The organism is Serratia sp. NGAS9 (genome assembly GCF_009905295.1).
Lineage (GTDB): Bacteria > Pseudomonadota > Gammaproteobacteria > Enterobacterales > Enterobacteriaceae > Serratia > Serratia bockelmannii.
Window position 1 is genome coordinate 1,998,965 of sequence record NZ_CP047605.1, and the last position, 18,910, is coordinate 2,017,874.

At 61.0% G+C, this 18,910-nt stretch carries 14 protein-coding genes; 8 read left to right on the forward strand and 6 right to left on the reverse strand.

All coding sequences use genetic code 11. From position 1 onward, the window contains the following. Positions 1-5 precede the first annotated feature (5 nt). Both ygjK and ygjJ read right to left on the reverse strand, forming a co-directional pair. The gene (ygjK, locus tag GUC32_RS09695; protein ID WP_369435700.1) at positions 6-2,369 is read right to left on the reverse strand and encodes an alpha-glucosidase; all 2,364 of its coding nucleotides are present in this window, start codon (positions 2,367-2,369) and stop codon (positions 6-8) included. A gap of 17 nt (positions 2,370-2,386) precedes the next feature. Then, positions 2,387-3,457 carry a protein YgjJ gene (gene ygjJ, locus GUC32_RS09700; protein WP_262237231.1) on the reverse strand — a complete coding sequence of 357 codons (1,071 nt, stop codon included), beginning with the start codon at positions 3,455-3,457 and terminating at the stop codon, positions 2,387-2,389. A gap of 337 nt (positions 3,458-3,794) precedes the next feature. Between ygjJ and ebgR the strand changes: the two genes are divergently transcribed. From ebgR to GUC32_RS09740, 8 genes are all read left to right on the forward strand, one after another. Continuing rightward, positions 3,795-4,775, forward strand: a complete 981-nt coding sequence (gene ebgR / locus GUC32_RS09705; protein WP_369435701.1) for a transcriptional regulator EbgR — start codon at positions 3,795-3,797, stop codon at positions 4,773-4,775. Positions 4,776-4,942: 167 nt separating this feature from the next. Continuing rightward, on the forward strand, positions 4,943-8,032 hold the full coding sequence (gene ebgA, locus GUC32_RS09710; RefSeq protein ID WP_369435702.1) for a beta-galactosidase subunit alpha: 3,090 nt from the start codon (positions 4,943-4,945) through the stop codon (positions 8,030-8,032). After that, positions 8,029-8,481 (forward strand): beta-galactosidase subunit beta, encoded by a 453-nt coding sequence (locus GUC32_RS09715; protein ID WP_164062609.1) that lies wholly within the window; start codon positions 8,029-8,031, stop codon positions 8,479-8,481. The genes ebgA and GUC32_RS09715 overlap by 4 nt, the downstream gene beginning before the upstream one ends. A 58-nt stretch (positions 8,482-8,539) precedes the next feature. Then, positions 8,540-10,042: an amino acid permease gene (locus tag GUC32_RS09720; RefSeq protein WP_089180790.1), complete on the forward strand. Its 1,503-nt coding sequence runs from the start codon at positions 8,540-8,542 to the stop codon at positions 10,040-10,042. A 104-nt stretch (positions 10,043-10,146) separates the two neighbouring features. Beyond that, entirely contained in the window at positions 10,147-10,461 is a 315-nt protein-coding gene (locus tag GUC32_RS09725; protein ID WP_049295409.1) for a helix-turn-helix transcriptional regulator, read from the forward strand. Next, positions 10,458-10,787 carry an SRPBCC domain-containing protein gene (locus GUC32_RS09730; RefSeq protein ID WP_025302474.1) on the forward strand — a complete coding sequence of 110 codons (330 nt, stop codon included), beginning with the start codon at positions 10,458-10,460 and terminating at the stop codon, positions 10,785-10,787. Before GUC32_RS09725 ends, GUC32_RS09730 begins: the two co-directional genes overlap by 4 nt. A 45-nt stretch (positions 10,788-10,832) precedes the next feature. Beyond that, positions 10,833-11,426: an ATP-dependent Clp protease proteolytic subunit gene (locus tag GUC32_RS09735; RefSeq protein ID WP_342117474.1), complete on the forward strand. Its 594-nt coding sequence runs from the start codon at positions 10,833-10,835 to the stop codon at positions 11,424-11,426. A gap of 612 nt (positions 11,427-12,038) precedes the next feature. Then, a complete protein-coding gene (locus tag GUC32_RS09740; RefSeq protein ID WP_089180792.1) occupies positions 12,039-13,304 on the forward strand; it encodes an MFS transporter in 1,266 nt (421 codons plus the stop codon). Between the two features lie 24 nt (positions 13,305-13,328). Here the strand turns inward: GUC32_RS09740 and GUC32_RS09745 are convergent, their stop codons facing one another. The 4 genes from GUC32_RS09745 to GUC32_RS09760 are packed head-to-tail and all read right to left on the reverse strand — an operon-like array spanning position 13,329 to position 18,890. Further along, positions 13,329-14,195 carry a hypothetical protein gene (locus GUC32_RS09745; RefSeq protein ID WP_025302477.1) on the reverse strand — a complete coding sequence of 289 codons (867 nt, stop codon included), beginning with the start codon at positions 14,193-14,195 and terminating at the stop codon, positions 13,329-13,331. 45 nt (positions 14,196-14,240) lie between these two features. Then, the gene (locus GUC32_RS09750) at positions 14,241-14,990 is read right to left on the reverse strand and encodes a molecular chaperone (protein ID WP_369435703.1); all 750 of its coding nucleotides are present in this window, start codon (positions 14,988-14,990) and stop codon (positions 14,241-14,243) included. Beyond that, positions 14,990-16,330, reverse strand: coding sequence for a fimbrial protein (locus GUC32_RS09755; RefSeq protein ID WP_369435704.1), 1,341 nt, complete (start codon positions 16,328-16,330; stop codon positions 14,990-14,992). Before GUC32_RS09755 ends, GUC32_RS09750 begins: the two co-directional genes overlap by 1 nt. 28 nt (positions 16,331-16,358) lie before the next feature. Then, positions 16,359-18,890 carry a fimbria/pilus outer membrane usher protein gene (locus GUC32_RS09760; RefSeq protein ID WP_089195782.1) on the reverse strand — a complete coding sequence of 844 codons (2,532 nt, stop codon included), beginning with the start codon at positions 18,888-18,890 and terminating at the stop codon, positions 16,359-16,361. Positions 18,891-18,910 lie beyond the last annotated feature (20 nt).

Below are 18,910 nucleotides of genomic sequence, written 5' to 3' on the forward strand. Positions count from 1 at the left end.
GCGGCTTATTGCGTGAAGAAGTCGTTATACAGCATGTACAGGTGCGCCGCGCTCCAGGAAAAGTTCGGCGCGCCTTGCTGCTTGCCGGTGAGCGGGTTGTAGTTCTCGCGGATCGGCCCGTCGGCGATCAGACCGTCGGCGTGGCGAAAGAAGGCCTGCGCCATCGCCACCGCGTCATCGCGATAGCCGTAGCGTTCCATGCCCTTGAGACCGAAATACAGCTGATCGACCCACACGCGGCCGCGCCAGTAGATATCCGCGCCGAACGCCGGGTTGGTCAGCGCCGCGGTGCCGAGCGGCACGTAGGTATTGAACTCGCGCGGATCCTTCATCACCCTGACCACCGCATCGGCGTGCGTCTGGCTGGCGGCGCCGTTGAACAGCGGCGACCAGCCCTCCGGCCCTTTGCCGCGCTCGACGATCGGTTTGCCGGCGCAGCCATTGGCCAACGCCCGGCCTTCGATGCGGATGTCATAGAAGAAACCGCTTTGCTTGTCGAACATGCAGGTGTTGATGTAGGCCGCCAGCCGGTCGGCTTTGGCGCGGAAGGCGGCGGCTTCGGCGCCTCGGCCCAGAATATCGGCCATCTCCGCCAGGTAGCGGTTGTCGCTGTACATGTAGCTGGCCTGATCCACCGATTCCTGCAGCAGTGAGTAACCAAGCAGCGTGCCGTCCGGCGCGCGGTTTTCGGCGAATTTCACCTGCCAGTCTTCGCGTTTGCCGCCCTGCGCTACATAGCGCGCCAATTGATCCGGATCGATAAAGCCGAATACCGCCGCGTCGTCGCGGCCCGATTCCCAGGAGGCGGCGGTCTGCGCCGGGATCTCGATGCTGTCGTACCGCCCCTCGCGCACGATGCGATCGTAATTGTCGAGGCCGGCCAACGTTTGCTCGCGCTGCCCGCGCTTGACGGTGAACAACATGCGCCCGTCGGGGGTATTGTGCGCTTTGTCGCGGGTGGCGCCATACTCCGGCACGCCGTTGCCGTTGTGGTCACGGTTGCGCAGCCACCAGTCATGGTAGGCCACCAGCTTCGGGTACATCTCCGCCAGCCAGCCCTTATCGCCGGTGACGCGATAGACCTCCATCACCGCCCAGGCCGCCAGGCTCGGCTTGGTGTTGCGTTCGTTCCAGTTGCCGCCGTCGCCGCCGCGCTCCGGGCTGGGGTTGTAGGCGATAAGGTCGGGCAGAAAACCGGCATCCCACGGGCGCAGGGCATCGCCCGGCCGGATCTGGTAGGCGAATACCGCGCGAATGTTGTCCTTGGCCACGTCCGGGTTGAAGTGCACCATGGCGTAGGCCTGTTTCCAGGTGTCCCACGGCCAGGTCTGATTGCCGGAGAACCAGCGCCCGGTGACCGACGGGGTGACCGAGTCGAATTTCATCGCCCCGGCTGCGCCGCGCCAGTTGCCGTTCAGCGTTTCTATCGCTTTGACCGCCACGCGCGTTTGTTCCGCCGTGGCGTGCGGGTTGCTGAGCCCGTCGGCGAGATAGCGTTCCCAACGCTGGGCCGACGCGGCCATATAGCGCTGCGGATGAGCGAGGATGTCGGCGATAGTGCGTTGTTCGCGCTGCGCCTCTGCGGCGGTGAGCAGGTGCGAGTAGGTGGTATACAGCGTGGTGGAGCCGGCGATGCGCGCCGTGGCGCGGAAGCGGTGGCCGCCGACCGTGGTGCGCTGCGGCAGCGATTTATGGATCTGATACTCGGACTGCCCGGAGGTCATCAGCTGCGACGGTGCACGCACCTTGCCGAAGGTGACGCGCAGGCCGTCCGCCGTCGGCACAATGCGGCGCGTGTAGTTCGGGAACGCCTGCTCGACGGTGGCCGGCGGCTGCGGTTTTTGCTCTTTGGCCGCGTAGCGCTCCAGCAATTCGCCGTCCCACACCAGCTCCAGCGGCGCGTCGGTCAGGATCTGGGTTTCCAGCAACGAGGTGCGCGCGGCGGCGAAGCGCAGCGTCAGGTTGACGGTCACGCCCGGCGCGCTGAGCCGCTGCACCAGGGCGCCGGGCAGGCTGTAGGCCGTCATGGTGAAATGCACCGGTTTACCGTCTCGATAGACGCTGAGCCGATCGAAATTGTTGGCCATAAAGTTGATGTACTCTTCGGTCAGCAGCGCCGGGCCGGGGAAGCCACCCATGCCTTCAGGGCCGCTCGGCAACAGGTGGCCGTGCCAGGCGCCGAGATCGAAGAATGGGTTGAAGCGCTGGTGATCGTCGAAGTCGTAGTCGAGCATAGAATGCGGCGCACCGTGGCGATCGATCACGTTTGGGTAGCGCTCGGCCAGCGGGGCGTCGGGCATTTTCGGCGCGCAGCCCGTCAGCATCAGCACGAGGGCAGTGGCCAGCGGGGTCAGGGGAGTCATGTTCATCGTAGGAGCCTCAACGGTTACCAATAGAAATATTGCATCAGAAACACCGAGTTGCTGGCGCCGGTGCTGTCATTGCGCATAAAGAACTTGCTGTCCAGCGCGGTGGCCAGTTTGCCGCCGGCGTATTCGTACCAGACGCCAAACTGGGCGTATGAGGTGGCGGTATCCGCTGCGTTATCAAACCGGTGGCGGGCGTAGCTGTAGGCGGTGGAGAGATACAGCCCTTTGGCGGTTTCCGTCATCGCGCTGAGCATCAGGCCCGACTCGCTGCCGGGGTGGCCACCGCTGTCGCCTTTGCCGGTGTGGTGCCAGACGCGGCCGGCCAGGTGTTTGCCGCGCAGCCCCAGCAAAAACAGCTGCCCCAGGCCGTCCGTCACTTCCAGGCCGTTCAGCAACGTCAGACTGTCCTGCAGATCGTATTGGGTGTAACCGTTGATCATCGCCCGGTAGGTGTACTTGTCGGAATAGCGATCGTATTTGCCGAAGTGCAACAGTGCCTTGCTCTCGTCGATACGACTTTCCGGCGCCGCCGTCACACTGTAGCGGAAGCGTCCGGTCAGATTTTGCAGCTTGGCGGCGTAGCTGAGATCGCGGGTGTTGGGGATCACGTAGCCGTACTCCGGTGTGAAGTCCCCCCACCATTGCAGATCGTCGAGCGACGAGTCGTTGCGTACGCTAAGCATCATCTCGGTGCCGTCGTCGGTGCGGTAACCGCCGTAAAAGCGGTTTAACCCACCCTCAAAGCCGCCCCAGCCGTGGCCCGGCGTCCAGGCATGGCCCTGGCTGTCCGCCTGCACGGTCCAGCCTTCGCCGTAAATCAGGCCGAACCAGTGGCCCTGTTTGATCTCCAGGCCGCCTTCGATATAGGTGCCGTCGCTGTATTGATGCTGATGTTCGCCGTTCAAATAGACGCTGCCGCCGATGCCGAGCTCGCCGTAAAAGCGCAGGGCGGTCGCGGCGGTTTCGGGCAACGGCGGCGGCAGCAGCTGATTGCGCTCCGCCGGGGTGACCGGTTCCTGCTGCGCCCAGACGGGCGCGCTAACGAGCAGCAACCAGGGCAACAGGGCGTGATGATTTAGTGATTTCATGGGGCATAGGCCTGGTGTTGGATGGAACGGAACGTCAGCCGAGCGGCGGCTCACGCGAGGTCGCTCCCGGATCCCTGGGAGAAGAGAAAAAGTCCGATCGTAGAGAGCGGTAAACGGCAGGTATATTAGTAAAATATTTAGTAAAAAATACGCTTTAATCAGTAAAGCGTTAACTTGATCACAGCGGACGAAATGGGTATCTTTCGCTGCAGGCGCCCGGCAACGGCTGGCATGAGCGTGCTCTGGCCCGATTTGGGAAGGAGAGGGCGCGGGCGGCGCTGTACGCCGCGGCGCTATCCGATTAAGCTACCGTTTTTCGTCTGTGCATTGGGACTCTATGGCCACACTGAAGGAAATTGCTGAAGCTGCTAATGTGTCCGTCGCCACCGTTTCGCGCGTGTTGAATGACGACCCCACCCTGAGCGTGAAGGCGCAAACCCGCCAGAAGATCCTGGAAGCGGCGGAGCGCCTCGAATACAAGATTGCGCCTTCCAAACGGCAGAGCGGGCAACGCCTGCAATTCGCCGCGCTGTTCACCTATACGCAGGGCGTGGAGATCAACGATCCCTATTACCTGGCGATGCGTTACGGCATCGAAACGCAGTGCGAAAAGCTGGGCGTGGCGCTGAGCGCCGGTTACGACTTCAACGGCGACAAGGCGCTGCCGGCGGCCGACGGCCTGCTGGTGATCGGCCGGCCGCAGCCCGCGCTGTATGAGCAGCTCAGGCAGCAGGAAACGCCGGTGGTGTTCATCGACGGCGTGGTGGACGACGAGCGTTTCGACTGCGTCAATGTCGACCTGTACAAGATCAGCCGCAAGGTGATCGACTACTTCATCGGCCGCGGCTATCAGCGCATCGGCTTTATCGGCGGGCGCGACGCTCCGGCCGGCATCGACCAGCGCGAGCAGGCGTTCGTCGAGTATGGCCGGCAGCAAAATGTGGTACGGGCGCAGGATATCTACCACGGCGATTTCAGCAGCCAGTCGGGCTATCAGTGCGCGAAAGCGATGTTGCAGAGCAAGAATGGCTATCCGCCGGCGCTGCTGGTGGCGACCGATTCGATCGCGATCGGCGTGCTGCGCGCGTTGCACGAACACGGCATTCAGGTGCCGGGGCAGATCGCGCTCATCAGCGTCAACGACATTCCCACTGCCCGCTTTATTTTCCCCGCCTTGTCCACGGTGCGCATCCCTTCGGAAACCATGGGCGCACAGGCCGTCAACCTGCTGGCGGAGCGGCTGCGCGATGAGCGCGCCGTCCCGCTGTCGATCTTCGTTCCCAGCTCGTTGCAGCTGCGCGACACCACCCTCGCCTGACCGGTCCCCGCCTCGGCGGGGGGCGTTGGCGCCCAAAATTAACGTCATGATAAAAAAAGATATTTGAGATTTATTGTGATCCTGTCGTCATTTGGTAAATATCAACTGTAGTTTTTACTAAATATTTACTATCGTTTCCGCATTGCACAAGTGTCGGGAGACGTGACGTGAATAATTGGGAAAACATTGGAAAACAGTCGGAGCACCGGTTGCCGCCGCGCGCGAGCTTCTTCAGCTATGCGGATGCCGGGCAGGCGCTGAGCTTTGATCGCAACGCCAGCCGACGCTTCCAGCTGCTGAGCGGCCGCTGGCGCTTTCGCTTCTTCGAGCATCCGGCGCAGGTGCCGGGGGCGTTTTACCGCGAGCCGATGAGTGACTGGGGCGATATGGCGGTGCCGGGCATGTGGCAACTGGAAGGGCATGGCCACCTGCAGTACACCGACGAGGGCTTCCCGTTCCCGATCGACGTGCCTTACGTGCCGACCAATAACCCGACCGGCGCCTATCAGCGCCACTTTACGCTCGATGCCGGCTGGCAAGATCAGCAAGTGCTGATCAAATTCGACGGCGTGGAAACCTACTTCGAGGTGTACGTCAACGGCCATTATGTCGGCTTCAGCAAGGGCAGCCGGCTGTGCGCCGAGTTCGATATCAGCCCCTATGTACGGCAGGGCGAGAACTTGCTGTCGGTGCGGGTGATGCAGTGGGCCGATTCCACCTACATCGAAGATCAGGACATGTGGTGGATGGCCGGCATCTTCCGCGACGTCTATCTGATTGGCCAGAGCGCCACCCACATTCACGACCTGACGTTGGTCACCACCTTTGATGAGCGCTATTGCGACGCGCAGTTGGCGATCGATGCCGAACTGCATCATCTCGGATCGCAGGCCGCCGAGGGCTGCCGCCTGCAGGCACAGCTGTTCGACGGCGATCGCTGCGTGGCGGAGCAGTGGCGCGACGATTTGCGCATCGAGCAAGCGCTAAGCTGCCGTTTCGAACTGCCGGTCAGCCGCCCGCAGCAGTGGAATGCGGAAAATCCCTACCTGTATCAACTGCTGCTCAGCCTGTATGACGGCGCCGGCAACCTGTTGGGCGTGGTGCCTCAGCGGGTGGGCTTCCGCGAGATCGCGGTGCGCGACGGGCTGATGTACGTCAACGGGCGCTACTTCAAACTGCACGGCGTCAACCGCCACGATCACGATCACCTTAAAGGGCGCGCCGTCGATATGGCGCGGGTGGAGCGCGATATCGTGCTGATGAAGCAGCACAACATCAACTCGGTGCGCACCGCCCATTACCCCAACGATCCGCGCTTTTACGAGCTGTGCGATCTCTATGGCCTGTTCGTGATGGCGGAGACCGATCTGGAGAGCCACGGCTTCGCTAACGTCGGCGATCTCAGCCGCATCACTGACGATCCGCGCTGGGAGCATGCCTACGTCGAGCGCATCGAGCGCCACGTGGCGGCACAGAAAAACCACCCGTCGATCATCATCTGGTCGCTGGGTAACGAGTCGGGCTATGGCTGCAACATTCGCGCCATGGCCCGGCGCTGCAAGGCGCTCGATCCGACCCGTCTGGTCCACTATGAAGAAGATCGCGACGCCGAAGTGACCGACGTGATCAGCACCATGTATTCCCGTGTGGCGATGATGAACGCCTTCGGCGAATACCCGCACCCCAAACCGCGCATCCTGTGCGAATACGCCCATGCTATGGGCAATGGCCCCGGCGGGCTGTTCGAATACCAGTCGGTGTTCAACCGCCACGCCAGTTTGCAGGGGCACTACATCTGGGAATGGTGCGATCATGGCCTGCTGAGCCACGACGAGCAGGGACGCGAGCGCTACCAGTACGGCGGCGATTACGGCGACTACCCGAACAACTACAACTTCTGCATGGACGGCTTGATCTACCCGGATCAGCGCCCCGGCCCCGGCCTGCGTGAATACCAGCAGGTGCTGTGCCCGGTGGAGGTGACGGCGGAAGAGGGGGCAGGTGACGTGCTGCGGGTGAGAAACCGCTATTGGTTCAGCTCGCTGGCGGACATCACGCTGAAGGTCAGCGTCAAGACCGACGGCCGCCAGGTGGCAAGTTACGAATTCAAGCTGCCGCATCTGCAGCCGGGCGAGAGCGAAGACATGCACCTGCCGGTGTTGGCGCTGGGGCAAGGGGAAACGCTGATCGACGTGGCGGTGTATAAGGACAGCGCCACCCGTTACAGCGAGAGCGGCCAACGGCTGGGGCATTATCAGCATCTGCGCCAGACGGCGACGCGGCTGCCGGCTCCACCGTTGGCCGATGCGCCGGCGCTGCAATGCCGCGAGGAGAATCATCAGCTGATCGTCAGCGGCAGCCGGTTCCAGCTGGCGTTCTCGCTGCTGAGCGGCGAACTGCTTTCGTGGCGGGTAGACGGTGAAGAGGTGGTGGGGCGCGCGCCGCGCATCACCTTCTTCAAACCGGTGATCGATAACCATAAACAGGAATATGAGGGAATTTGGCTACCGCATCATTTCCCCATCATGCAGCAGCACTTCCGCCGCCTTAGCCGGCAATGGCAGGGCGAAGATCTGCTGCTCGAGGTGCACAGCCTGATTGCGCCGCCGGTATTCGACTTCGGCATGCGCTGCACCTACCGTTGGCGCATCTCCCCGCAGGGCTACGTCAGCCTGGATCTGGCCGGTGAGCCTTACGGCGATTTCCGGCAGATTATCCCGAAAATCGGTCTCGATTTCGGCATCAGCCGCCGCTTCGAGCAGGTGGAATACTACGGCCGTGGACCGGGCGAGAACTACCGCGACAGCTGCCGGGCCAACCTTATCGGCCACTACCGGCAGCGCGCCGACGCGCTGTTCGAACACTATCCGTTCCCGCAGGACAACGGCAATCGGCAGGACGTGCGCTGGCTGAGCCTGCAGGACGCGGCGGGTAAGGGGATCTTCATCCAGCCGCGGCGGCCGATCAATTTCAGCCTGTGGCCTTACAGCGCCGAGAGGCTGCACCAGGCCCAACACATCAACGAGCTGGAACCGAGCGACTGCCTGACGCTGAACCTGGACGACCAGATCCTCGGCCTTGGCTCCAACTCCTGGGGCTCCGAAGTGCTGGATACCCACCGGGTTTATCTGGCGCCGTTCAGCTACGGCTTCACGCTGGTGCCGTTCGACGGTCGGCAAACGCAGGGCGCCACGCTCGCTGGTTATGACTTCACGCCCGCTCATCACCACCCGCAGTCTGCGGAGGAAAACGCATGATCATTCTCGAATCCCTGGCGGAATTTCAGCGCATTTATCACAGCGGCAAGAAGTGGCTGCGCTGCATGGAGGCGATCGCCAATGTCGATCGCATCAGTCCGAACGTATGCCATTCGATCGGCGACTCGCTGACGTATCGGCTGAGCGTCGGCGCCGGCCGGCAGCACGGCTGGCTGGAGGGCAACCGCCGTTACTTCGACGTGCACTATTACCTCGACGGGGAAGAGACCGTCGAGGTCGCCGACAAGCGGGAGCTGACGACGGTGGCGCCCTATCAGGACGAAACCGACCGCGAGTTTTTCAGCGGCGAAGGCGAGAGGCGCCGGGTCGGTAAAGGCAACGTGGTGATTTTCGAAAACCACCAGGCTCACCGCTTCACAGAAAGCGGCAAGATAAAAAAAGTCATTTTAAAAGTGACGGTGGAAGACAGCTATTTCGTCAATAAATAGCGCGCCCGCCGAACAATAACAACAAACCGAAGTCCCCTACACCATTCGGAGAATCTCTATGGCTGCGTCGAACAGAAACACCATCGGCAAGTTTGGCTTGCTGTCGATGACGTTTGCGGCAGTGTTCAGTTTCAACAACGTGATTAACAACAATATTCAGCTCGGGGTCGCCTCGTCGCCGGTGTTCCTGGTGGCGACGATCATTTACTTCATTCCCTTTTGCCTGATCATCGCCGAATTCGTCTCGCTCAACCGCAATTCCGAGGCCGGCGTCTATGCCTGGGTGAAAAGTGCGCTCGGCGGGCGCTGGGCGTTTATCACCGCCTACACCTATTGGTTCGTGAACCTGTTCTTTTTCACCGCGCTGCTGCCGCGCGTCATCGCCTACGCCTCTTACGCGTTTTTAGGCTATGACTACGTATTTACGCCGCTGACCACGGCGATCATCAGCATCTTCCTGTTCGCCTTCTCGACCTACATCTCTAACAGCGGCGCAAAACTGCTGGGGCCGATGACCTCGGTGACCTCGTCGCTGATGCTGCTGCTGACGTTTTCCTACATCATCTTGGCGGGCGCGGCGGTGTTGGGCGGCATCGAGCCGGCCGACCCGATCAACGTGCAGGCGATGACCCCGAACTTCAACTGGGCGTTCCTCGGCATTACCGCCTGGATCTTCCAGGCGGCGGGCGGGGCGGAATCCGTGGCGGTGTACGTGAACGATGTGAAAGGCGGCAGCCGCGCTTTTGTTAAGGTGATCATCGTTTCCGGGCTGTTCATCGGCGTGCTGTACTCGGTGTCTTCGCTGCTGATCAACGTGTTCGTGCACCGCACCGACCTGCACTTTACCGGCGGTACGGTACAGGTGTTCGAAGGCCTGTCGGCGCACTTCGGCCTGCCGACGGTGCTGATGAACCGCTTTGTCGGCATTGTTTCCTTCACCGCCATGTTCGGTTCGCTGTTGATGTGGACGGCGGCGCCGGTGAAGATTTTCTTCACCGAAATCCCGAAGGGCATTTTCGGCGAGAAAACCATTCGCCTGAACCGGCACGGCGTGCCGACGCGCGCGGCCTGGATCCAGTTCTTCATCGTTATCCCGCTGATGCTGATCCCGACGTTGGGTTCCAGCAGCGTGCAGGATTTGATGAACACGCTGATCAACATGACCGCTGCCGCCTCGATGTTGCCGCCGCTGTTCATCATGCTGGCCTACCTGAATCTGCGGCTGAAGTACGACCGGGTGGCACGCGATTTCAAAATGGGCTCGCGGCTGCAGGGCATCGCCATCGTCAGCGTGCTGATCGCCATCTTCACCGTCGGTTTCTTCGCCTCGACGTTCCCGACCGGCGCCAGCATCATGACCATCGTGTTCTATAACGTCGGCGGGTTGGTGGTGTTTCTGGGCTACGCCTGGTGGAAGTACAATCGCTACTCGAAGACCCTGAACGCCGAGGCGCGCTACCACGAAGACATGCCGCTGGCGCGCCTCGCGCTGGAAGCGCAGGAAGGGGCGCCGGCCGGGCAACCCACGTTGACCCCGCCCGCTTGCAATAAGCCGCTGTAATCTCTCCTCTATCGGCTCCGCGCTCCGGCGCGGAGTCTCGTTTCACGGAAAAAATTCCTGCCCCGGCGTTTGCATAATACATAAGTGAATACTAATGTGTTTGTATGAACGAAAATGACATCTTCAAGGCGTTGGCCGATCCGACCCGCCGCGGCATCTTCGACAAACTTGCCGCCGGCAGCATGAACGCCAGCGCGCTGCGCGAAGGGCTGACCATCAGCCAGTCGGCGATGTCGCAACACCTGGCGGTGCTGCGCAATGCCGGGCTGATACGTGAGGCGAAGCAGGGGCGCTGCGTTAATTACCAGGTCGACCCGGACGGGCTGGCGCAGATCGCCCAGTGGCTGGCGAAGTACCGCGCCTATTGGCCGGCGCGCATCGACGCGCTGCAAATCTTGCTGAAGGATATGGATCAATGAATAAACGGGTTGAGCCGCCGCCGCGCGATCGGCTGGTATTGGAGTATGCGCTCGAGGCGCCGCCGGAAAAAGTGTGGCGGGCGCTCAGTATTCCCGAACTGCGCGAGCAGTGGCTGCCGCCGGGGGATCTGGCGCAGGCCGAGCCGTTGGCCACCACGCCGGGCGAAGCAGTGAGCTATCGCCTGCGCGACGACCAGCCGCCGTTTCTCGAAAGCGTCGTCACCCTGCAGATCGTGCCGGATGCCGGCGGCGGCAGCCTGTTGCGGGTGATCCACCGGCTCGACGCCGTCAACGACGGCCCGACGATGATGATGCGCGCCGCCTGACGCGTTAAACACATTTCTCTTTGTTGCCAACCCAGGAGTTCACCGATGCGTGAGAAGATGATGCTCGTCCCGATGGTGGTGGAGCAGACCAGCCGGGGAGAACGTTCCTTTGATATTTATTCGCGCCTGCTGCGCGACCGGATCGTGTTCCTTAACGGTGAGGTCAATGACGACGTGGCCGAAATGCTGTGTGCCCAGTTGCTGTTTCTGGAGGCGGAAAACCCGGAAAAACCGATCCACCTGTACATCAACTCGCCGGGTGGGGCGATCACCAGCGGGCTGGCGATTTACGACACCATGCAGTATATCCGCGCGCCGGTGCATACGCTGTGCATGGGCACCGCGCGTTCGATGGGCTCATTCCTGCTGATGGCCGGCGAACCGGGGCACCGCATGGCGCTGCCCAACGCCAGCCTGCACGTGCACCAGCCGCTGGGCGGCTTTCAGGGGCAGGCGTCCGACATTCTGATCCAGGCAGAGGAAATGAAACGCACCAAAGACCGGGTGATCCGGTTGTATGCCCAACATTGCGGCCTGAGCGAAGAGGAGGTGGAGCGGGTGTTGGATCGCGATCGCTTTATGACCGCCGACGAAGCGGCGGCCTGGGGATTGATCGATCGGGTATTGCGGGAAAGGTAAACATTGGTGGCCGATTATTGATTCCTGTCGGCCTTTCCTCAGGATATCCGCAGTCGTGTTAATGAAATAAATAATAAAAATGAGCATATCTTATTTGGCGTTATTTAATATTTAACTTGCTTGCTTGCTAACTATCTATTTGATTAGTTACCCCTCTGCCAAGCCACGCTATTCATCTTTATCGTGACTGATGAACAGCGTGGCAGGTTTCTTCTTTGTATATTTTTACCTATGTTTTTCTTTGTATTTATAACGTCGGTGTATGTATTTTTATTTTTCAGCATCAGTTCCGACCACAAATTTTGGAAAATAATCTTGCCATTGGCTTGTCTATACAACTATATCTATGGCTGAGAAATGACAAAGCTAGACTTTCCGCCATTATGTCATCGTTCTGATATCAGTGACGTCTGGCGGCGGTTATCAGCCGTTCAGACATTTTCAGGTCATTCTCATACGGCGTCGTTTTCGGAATAATGTAATTGGAAATGGCTTGAAACTAGTCTGGGTGCGGCATGTTATGACACACATTTTAAAGAAGGCTGTGCGGAGCCCGATTTTTCTAAACTCGAGCCTTGGCGAACAATGTGTTAATTGTGATGGGAATTCATAATGAAAAAGACAAGGCAGTTTCGCGGTTGGTACATGGTCGGTGCCGTTCATCTTTTGCTGGCGGTTATTTTTGGCGCTGCTTACTCATTCGGGGCATTTTTTACTGCATTACAGGCGAATTTTGGCGCGGGGAGTTTTTCTACCGCCTCAATATTCTCGTTGACGGCGTTAATTTACTACATCGTAGGCGTATTTTCCGGTGCCTGGAGCGATCGTACTTCAGTAAGGACGGTAACCGGCATCGGTATTTTACTGCTTTCTCTGGGCTTTTTGGGCAGTAGCCTGCTGGCGTCGACACTGACGGCGTTTTTGTTCACGTTTTGCCTGTTGGTTGGGGGCGGCGTCGGGTTGGTTTACGTGCCGGCTGTTTCAACCATTCAACGCTGGTTCGTCGTTCATCGAAGTTCGGCTTCCGGCTTAGCGCTGGCCGGCACCGGTTTGGGAACGCTGGTGGGGCCGATGGTGGCTGGTGGGTTGATGCAGCATTTGTCCTGGCAAAGTACCCTACAAGTTTACGCCGTCGCTATCGCTGTGCTGGGGTTATCTGCCGCCTTCGTCTTGCGAGGCAGGCCAGAGGACGTGGGAGAATATCCCGATGGGCTTGGTCCCGCTGAGGTGACATCAATACCGGGTTCCGCGTTTAACGGGAGCGTTACGTTGCGAGAAGCGGCGAGACAGGCTCAGTTTTGGTGGTTCTTTATCGCGATATTTTTCGGCTCTATCGGACTGTTCCTGGCGTTGGTTCATATTAATCCTTATGCACAACAACAGGGGCTAAATGCAACGCAGGCCAATCTGCTCATCGGTTTGATCGGCATGGGCAATATCGGCGGCCGCCTAGTTTTGGGGCGGATAGGCGACCGTATGGGCGCGCGGCGTTTTTTGGTTATCGTCACGTTGAGTTTGGCCCTGTTATGCGGCTTTTGGAGTGTGGCGCACAGCTTTACCGCGCTGGCGATTTTCGCGCTGTTATTCGGCGCGGCCAACGGCGGCTGTATTGCGCTGTATCCGGCAGTGGCCAGTACATGGTTCGGCACTGCTAATCTGGGCGCCATTCTGGGGGCGTTGTATCTCGCCGTGGGGATCGCCGCCGTTGGCGGGGGCAGCGCCGCCGGTTGGCTGTATGACCTGTATCAGAGTTACACGTTGTCTATTGCGTTGGCCGGCATTGCGGCAGTGTTATCCGCCGGGAGTGTCGCCTTGGCCGCCACCTACGGGACGCTTCATGACCGCCGACGAAGCGGCGGCCTGGGGCTTGATCGATAAGGTGCCACGAGCGCGGTGAACGGCTCAACTATGCTCGGTCGCTCGTTGCGTTTGCCAAACCCATTCAAGCCCGCATTCGACCATCGCGAAATAGAGGCTGAAGTAGCGCTCCGCCATGATAAAGAACGAGCTGTTGAGTTCGATCACCACGTTATTGGTGGTGGTCAGCAGGCCGGATTTTTCCGCCGCCTGCAGAATGCGATTCACGTGCGCGCGTGAGACGGAGCACGACTTGGCGATTTTCGCCGAGGAGAGCAGCAGAAAGGGGGAGTCCTGCCGGATGCTTTCGATATGCAGCATCAGCAGCACCATGTGGCCGGCGTCCTTGCTGATAAACAGTCCGGATTGCGGCACCAGATCGATCAGGTAGATCTCCTTGAGCATCAGCTGCCCGTAGGCGGCGAAAAAGGTGGGCAGAAAGTCGGGCGCCGCCAGCAGCGTCGCGATGGGCATCTGTGGCGCCAGCGCCTGATAGGGCAACGCCATTGAGGCGATCAGCGCCTGGGTTTCCGCCAGCGCGTGCGGCGTAGGTTTATAGCGCAGCTGGCGTTTGTCATGTTCGCAGGGTTTGACCTCCAGTCTACGGCCGACCCGCAAAAAAAACAGAAAGGAGTCCAGGGAGTTCTCGCTGATCAAATTTTTCCCTTTAAAAAAGGCTTTGATGTCTTTCAGCCCGGCGGCGGGCTGGTGGTAATAAATGGACAGGATAGTGGAGCAAATGATGAACCGGCTGTTCCTGAAGATGATTTTATAAAACAGCGGATGTTTCTTGTAGGTCTCTTTTAATAACTCCCCGTGTTTGACGATGGCGGCGTGAAACGCCGGTGACTGCCTGATGATGTTGGCCTGTTTCTCCAGGTGAAACTGTAGCTGGAATCTGCTTAGACTCATTTTCCCTATTTCCTGTACTTAAAAAAAATGTGCTGCTTTTTATCGTTATGGGTTTGCTGTGTATGACTTGACGATCTGTTGGCCTTGGTCGTTGATGAGGGTGGCCTGAACGGTGATCTGAGAGGGGAGCCCCGACGCCGCAACGCCGTCGAGGTGATAATCCCGCGTGCTGAATGGCGCGGTCATCATGTCGCTTTCTTGCCGCACCGGGGCATCGCGCCTGTCGGCGTGCACGGCGATGCGAGCGAAGGAGAGATAAAACGCCGAGCGGTTGTGACAGCGCAGCAGATAGCCACGCGGTGATTTTTGCAGCGTGAACGAAACGGCCTCGGCCGCGTTGTCGGCGTTACCCTTCAGCGCTTTGGGGCGGTAGAAGATTTTCATCTGCGTGTTCATCGCCATCGTCACGCGCGACGCCTGCGGCGGCGTGATCGGCCGGCTGGGCGGGATCTCATACAGGTTAAGCCAGAACACCGACTCCCTGTCGGTGGGCAGGCTCGTGCCGGCAAACAGGATCCGCAGCCCTTTCAGCGCGGAAGGCGGCAGGGCGAATACGCTGGGCAGGGTGACAAACGGCGCACGGGACAGTTCGGGGGCGGCGTTGACGTCGCCGTTATCGACCCAGGTTTGCGCTACGATCGGATAGCCGTTGGTGTTGAGCAGCATCAGGGTTTTTTCCGTCTCGCCCTCGTGAAAGATCACCCGCGTGGCGGAGGCGATGATGCCCGCCTGCGCGCCCATGGTCGCCAGCGTCAGCAACAGGGCGCATCCCATCGTCAGATATTTCTTTCTCATCATTGCACCTTAACCCAGACGTAGGCCCTGGCGTCCACTTTGCCCGCGGTGACGGTCTGCCCGGGCAGCCGGGCGAGCGTGGCAGTGAGTTGGGTGGTGTAGTGGGTAAACCCCGCCGCGGTGCTGCCCCCGCCGCTGGCGCCGTTAAGCACTGGGTACCAGCCGGCGTCATTACCTTGCGGGCATTGCCCGGCGCTGCAGCGCGCCCAGCCGACGAAGTTCATCGGCGCGCCGTTGCCGGCGTTGGCGAGCGCGATACCCACGCCGGTGGCGACGCTGCTGTCGGTGCCGTAGCCGCTGGAGAGCAGGTAGCTCACGCCGCCGTTGGCGCTGACTAACCCGAGCCGCTGCGCCGCGACATAGCTTTCATACGGCACCTGCAGGCCGAGGGCGGTATTGTTGCTGCTGACGCCGGACACGGCGGCGTTGTCACATTCGATATTGAGGGTGAACTGCGCCTGTGAGGTTTGCCCGGCGGTCAGCTGGCTGACGGAGAGGGTCGGCAGGATCACCAGCGGCGTGACGTTGCGCGCCACGCAGGTGGCGGTATAGGTCAATGAGGAGATCGGTGCGGTGCCCATGCCCATCGCGTTCCACCGCCCGGTGCCCCAGGTGGCGTAGTTGGTGGCGGAGTCGCTGCCGATAGGATCCGAGGCGATGCCGGGCCCCTGAAAGATGACATAGCCGTTCGGCTGCGTGCAGGTATAGTTCGAATTGCCGGTGGTCGAGGCCATGCCCACTAGCGGGTTGCCGGCGCTGTAGCCACAGTAGTTGCTGGCGCCCGCACCCGGCAGCGAACTGATGCGGATCAGGTCGGCACGGATGGCGCTGAAGTCTTTCACCCGGATCTGAATTTTGCTGCCGACGGTGGCGTAGCGGGTAATCGGCGCCGACTGCCAGTAGCGGGTAAAAACCTTGCCGGAATCCAGGTGGGTCAGGCGGATGCCGACGTAGGGGAAATAGGTGGCGTAGTAGTTGGGGTTGCCGTCCTGGGCCCCAAGATCGTAATAGCCGCCGACGCGATCGTCGCCGTTGGTAGCGAAGACTTCATAGATCTGCCCCGCATCGCTAGCGTCGCATTCATACAACACCTTGTTGGGATCGGGATAGCGCGTGCCGGACGTAAGATCGAACACGCTGGTGCCGAGCGGCGTACCGACGGGCTGCAGGTAAGTGCTGGTCAGATTGACCCGGCCCAGCGCCGTGCCCACCCCGCAGGGATCGCAACCGGAATCGATCCAGGGGGCGACTCGGGTGCATTGGGCCAGCGCGGCGGGCGCGCCGAACAGCGACAGAGCAAGCAGCGCCAGGGCGGCGATCGGGTAAGCAATACGTTTCATCGTCTCTCCTGAGAATAAGTTTAATGGGCTAGCGACATGGGGCGCTGAGCCGCTGAATCGGTCCGTCTTCCCCGGCGGGCAAGCGGTAATGCAGCATGCACTGTTGGCTGGGCGCGTCGCCCCAGTTCAGCGTCAGCACACCGGCATTCCGGTCGCTGCGCAGATACACCTGATTGGCCTGGCCGACCATGCCCACGCTGTTGCCTGCCGCGTCAAGGACGTTGGCGCCCATCGGGATCGGTGCGTTATCGGGCCGCTGCGCGGTGATCAGCAGCGCCTGGCCGCGCACGGTGTTGAAGTGCAGGCGCACCGTGGCGCCGGCGTACGGGGCGACGCGGCGCTGGCCGTCTTCCAGTTCCGCTTTGTCGTTCATGCCTTCGGGGTTCAGCGCGACGGTGTTGTAGTGATAGGGCACTAGCGACGGCGCCAGGGCGTAGCCGAAGCGATCGACACGCGCCCCTTGGCCGTCCATCACCCGTGCGCCGCTGGCGCCGGGCGCATCGATCAGGGCGAAGGTATCGCCGACATACGGCCCTAATGTCACGCCGCCGCGGTGCGCTACCACGGCGCCCTGCAGTGACAGTGAGCCTTGTCGGTACTGGCGCGCGGTGGAGAACGAGCCGGTGACGTTGGCGTAAGGCAGGCGGGTTTGCAGGTTGCCGCCCCAGATGCTTTGTTGACGATCGTCGTCGGTGGTGAAGTTCAGGCCGTAGCTGACCGGCTGCTCGTCGCCGACGCTTCCCGACAGCGCAGCCTGATAGTTGCCGCCCTGACCCTGGCTGTGGTTGGCCAACAGCGAGACGCTGGGGGCGGATGACGAACGCCCGAGCGGGAAGCTCAGCGACAGGGCGGTGACGGTTTGCGTGTTCTGTGTCAGCGGCGCGCTGTAGACGTTATCCAGTGGCCCGTAGCCGCGGTAGTCGCCGCTGCTGTCGCCCAGGCTGCGGGTGCGCGTGACGGAGAGGTTAAGCGCCACGCCGTTGCCGAAGGTTTTTCCCCAGCCCAGTTGGAGCTGATTGTCGCGGCCGCGCTGATCGCGGTAGTCCTGGGTCGAGCCGGACATCGTCAGGCTGCCGAATGCCCCCATTCCCTGATTGACGGCCACCTCGAAACGCGAACGCTGGCGGTAGGAGTCGGACTGCCAGTTTTGGCCGGTAGTGGCGGCGCGCCGTACGCCGAGCACGTCGCTGAGATCGCGAAAGCCTTCAGTAGAGTAGCGGTAGCCGGCGATGGATAAGGTGGTGTCCGTCGGGCTGAAGGTTCGGCTGTAAGAGAGGTGCAGCATCCAGCCGGAGGCGCCGCCGTCCGGCAGGCTGGCGTGGGAATAGGTGGTATCCATGCCGAAGGCGCCCAGCCAGCTGCTGTACACGCCGCCCAGCATCATCGCCTGGTAGCCGTCCGCCAGCTGGTTGCCGAGGTTGAAGGTCAGGGCGTTGGTCAGGCCGTGCTGCCAGGTCACTTCGCTGAACAGATCGTTGTCGCCGACGTAGCGGGAACGGCCGACGATCGCGGAGTAGCGCGACTGGCCGGGGCGGATGGATTCCGGCACCGCGGCGAACGGCACGGTGAAGGTGCTGACGCTGCCGTCGGCTTCCGTCACCACCACGGTGAGATCGCCGGCGTAGTTGGTGGCGTACAGATCGTTGATGGCGAACGGCCCCGGCGCGACGGTGGTTTCATACAGCGTGCTTTTGCCCTGCAGCACCGTCACTCGCGCATTACTTTTTGCCACGCCGCGCACCACCGGCGCATAGCCGCGCTGTGAATCCGGCAGCATGCGGTCGTCTGAACTGAGCTGAATGCCGCGAAAGCCCAGGCCGGAGAAGAAGTGCCCGTCGGTAAAGCCTTCGCCCAACAGCATTTCGCTGCGCCAGGGCAAGATCGCGCGCTGCACGTAGCGGCGGCTGGTGTCCAGGTGGCCGCCGAACTCCCGATCGTAGCGGTAGCTGGACTGCTGGCGGTAGCGCCATAGCCCGAGGTTGAACCCGCCGTTCAGGTTGGCGTAGGTCGAGTCGAGATCGCGGGTTTGCCCCTGTCGGTAGCTGACGTGGTACTGGTTGAGGTTGTAATTGACGAAGGCCATCGATTCGCCGCTGTCCAGGCTGGCGGGATTGACGCTGCCGCGCGGCTGGCCGTTCAACAGCGCCTGCGGAATGCTCAGATCCAGCCGCAGCCGCGAGATATCGGCGTTCACCGTAATGTCCTTCAAATCCCGGCCGGGTAGCAGGCATGCTGTTTGGGGCATCGGCGGATTTTTCAGCCCGAAGCGCGTCAGCTGCGGCCGATCGAAACAGGGCAGTACCTGCTTGCCTTCACGCACGAAGCGAATTTGATCGCGCTCGAGAAACTGGCCGTTGAGGTACAGATCGATCTGATAGCTGCCGGGGGCGACGGCGTCCTGTTGGTTGAATTGACTCAGGGCGCTGTTGCTCAGCACGCTGCCGCGTAGCAGCGCGGGATCGAAGGTGTAGCCATCGGCGGCGGCGCAGCCCAGCGGCAGCGCCAGCAGCGCGCAATACCAGCGTGCGGGCAGCGGCGTCGCCTTGCGAGCATCGAACATGAAAACCTCCCTGTCTGGTT

Bases quoted from the DNA above. Each gene is read 5' to 3' on its own strand.
- ygjK (WP_369435700.1), bottom strand. From the start codon at position 2,369: ATGAACATGACTCCCCTGACCCCGCTGGCCACTGCCCTCGTGCTGATG.
- ygjJ (WP_262237231.1), bottom strand. From the start codon at position 3,457: ATGAAATCACTAAATCATCACGCCCTGTTGCCCTGGTTGCTGCTCGTT.
- ebgR (WP_369435701.1), top strand. From the start codon at position 3,795: ATGGCCACACTGAAGGAAATTGCTGAAGCTGCTAATGTGTCCGTCGCC.
- GUC32_RS09715 (WP_164062609.1), top strand. From the start codon at position 8,029: ATGATCATTCTCGAATCCCTGGCGGAATTTCAGCGCATTTATCACAGC.
- GUC32_RS09720 (WP_089180790.1), top strand. From the start codon at position 8,540: ATGGCTGCGTCGAACAGAAACACCATCGGCAAGTTTGGCTTGCTGTCG.
- GUC32_RS09725 (WP_049295409.1), top strand. From the start codon at position 10,147: ATGAACGAAAATGACATCTTCAAGGCGTTGGCCGATCCGACCCGCCGC.
- GUC32_RS09730 (WP_025302474.1), top strand. From the start codon at position 10,458: ATGAATAAACGGGTTGAGCCGCCGCCGCGCGATCGGCTGGTATTGGAG.
- GUC32_RS09735 (WP_342117474.1), top strand. From the start codon at position 10,833: ATGCGTGAGAAGATGATGCTCGTCCCGATGGTGGTGGAGCAGACCAGC.
- GUC32_RS09740 (WP_089180792.1), top strand. From the start codon at position 12,039: ATGAAAAAGACAAGGCAGTTTCGCGGTTGGTACATGGTCGGTGCCGTT.
- GUC32_RS09745 (WP_025302477.1), bottom strand. From the start codon at position 14,195: ATGAGTCTAAGCAGATTCCAGCTACAGTTTCACCTGGAGAAACAGGCC.
- GUC32_RS09750 (WP_369435703.1), bottom strand. From the start codon at position 14,990: ATGAGAAAGAAATATCTGACGATGGGATGCGCCCTGTTGCTGACGCTG.
- GUC32_RS09755 (WP_369435704.1), bottom strand. From the start codon at position 16,330: ATGAAACGTATTGCTTACCCGATCGCCGCCCTGGCGCTGCTTGCTCTG.
- GUC32_RS09760 (WP_089195782.1), bottom strand. From the start codon at position 18,890: ATGTTCGATGCTCGCAAGGCGACGCCGCTGCCCGCACGCTGGTATTGC.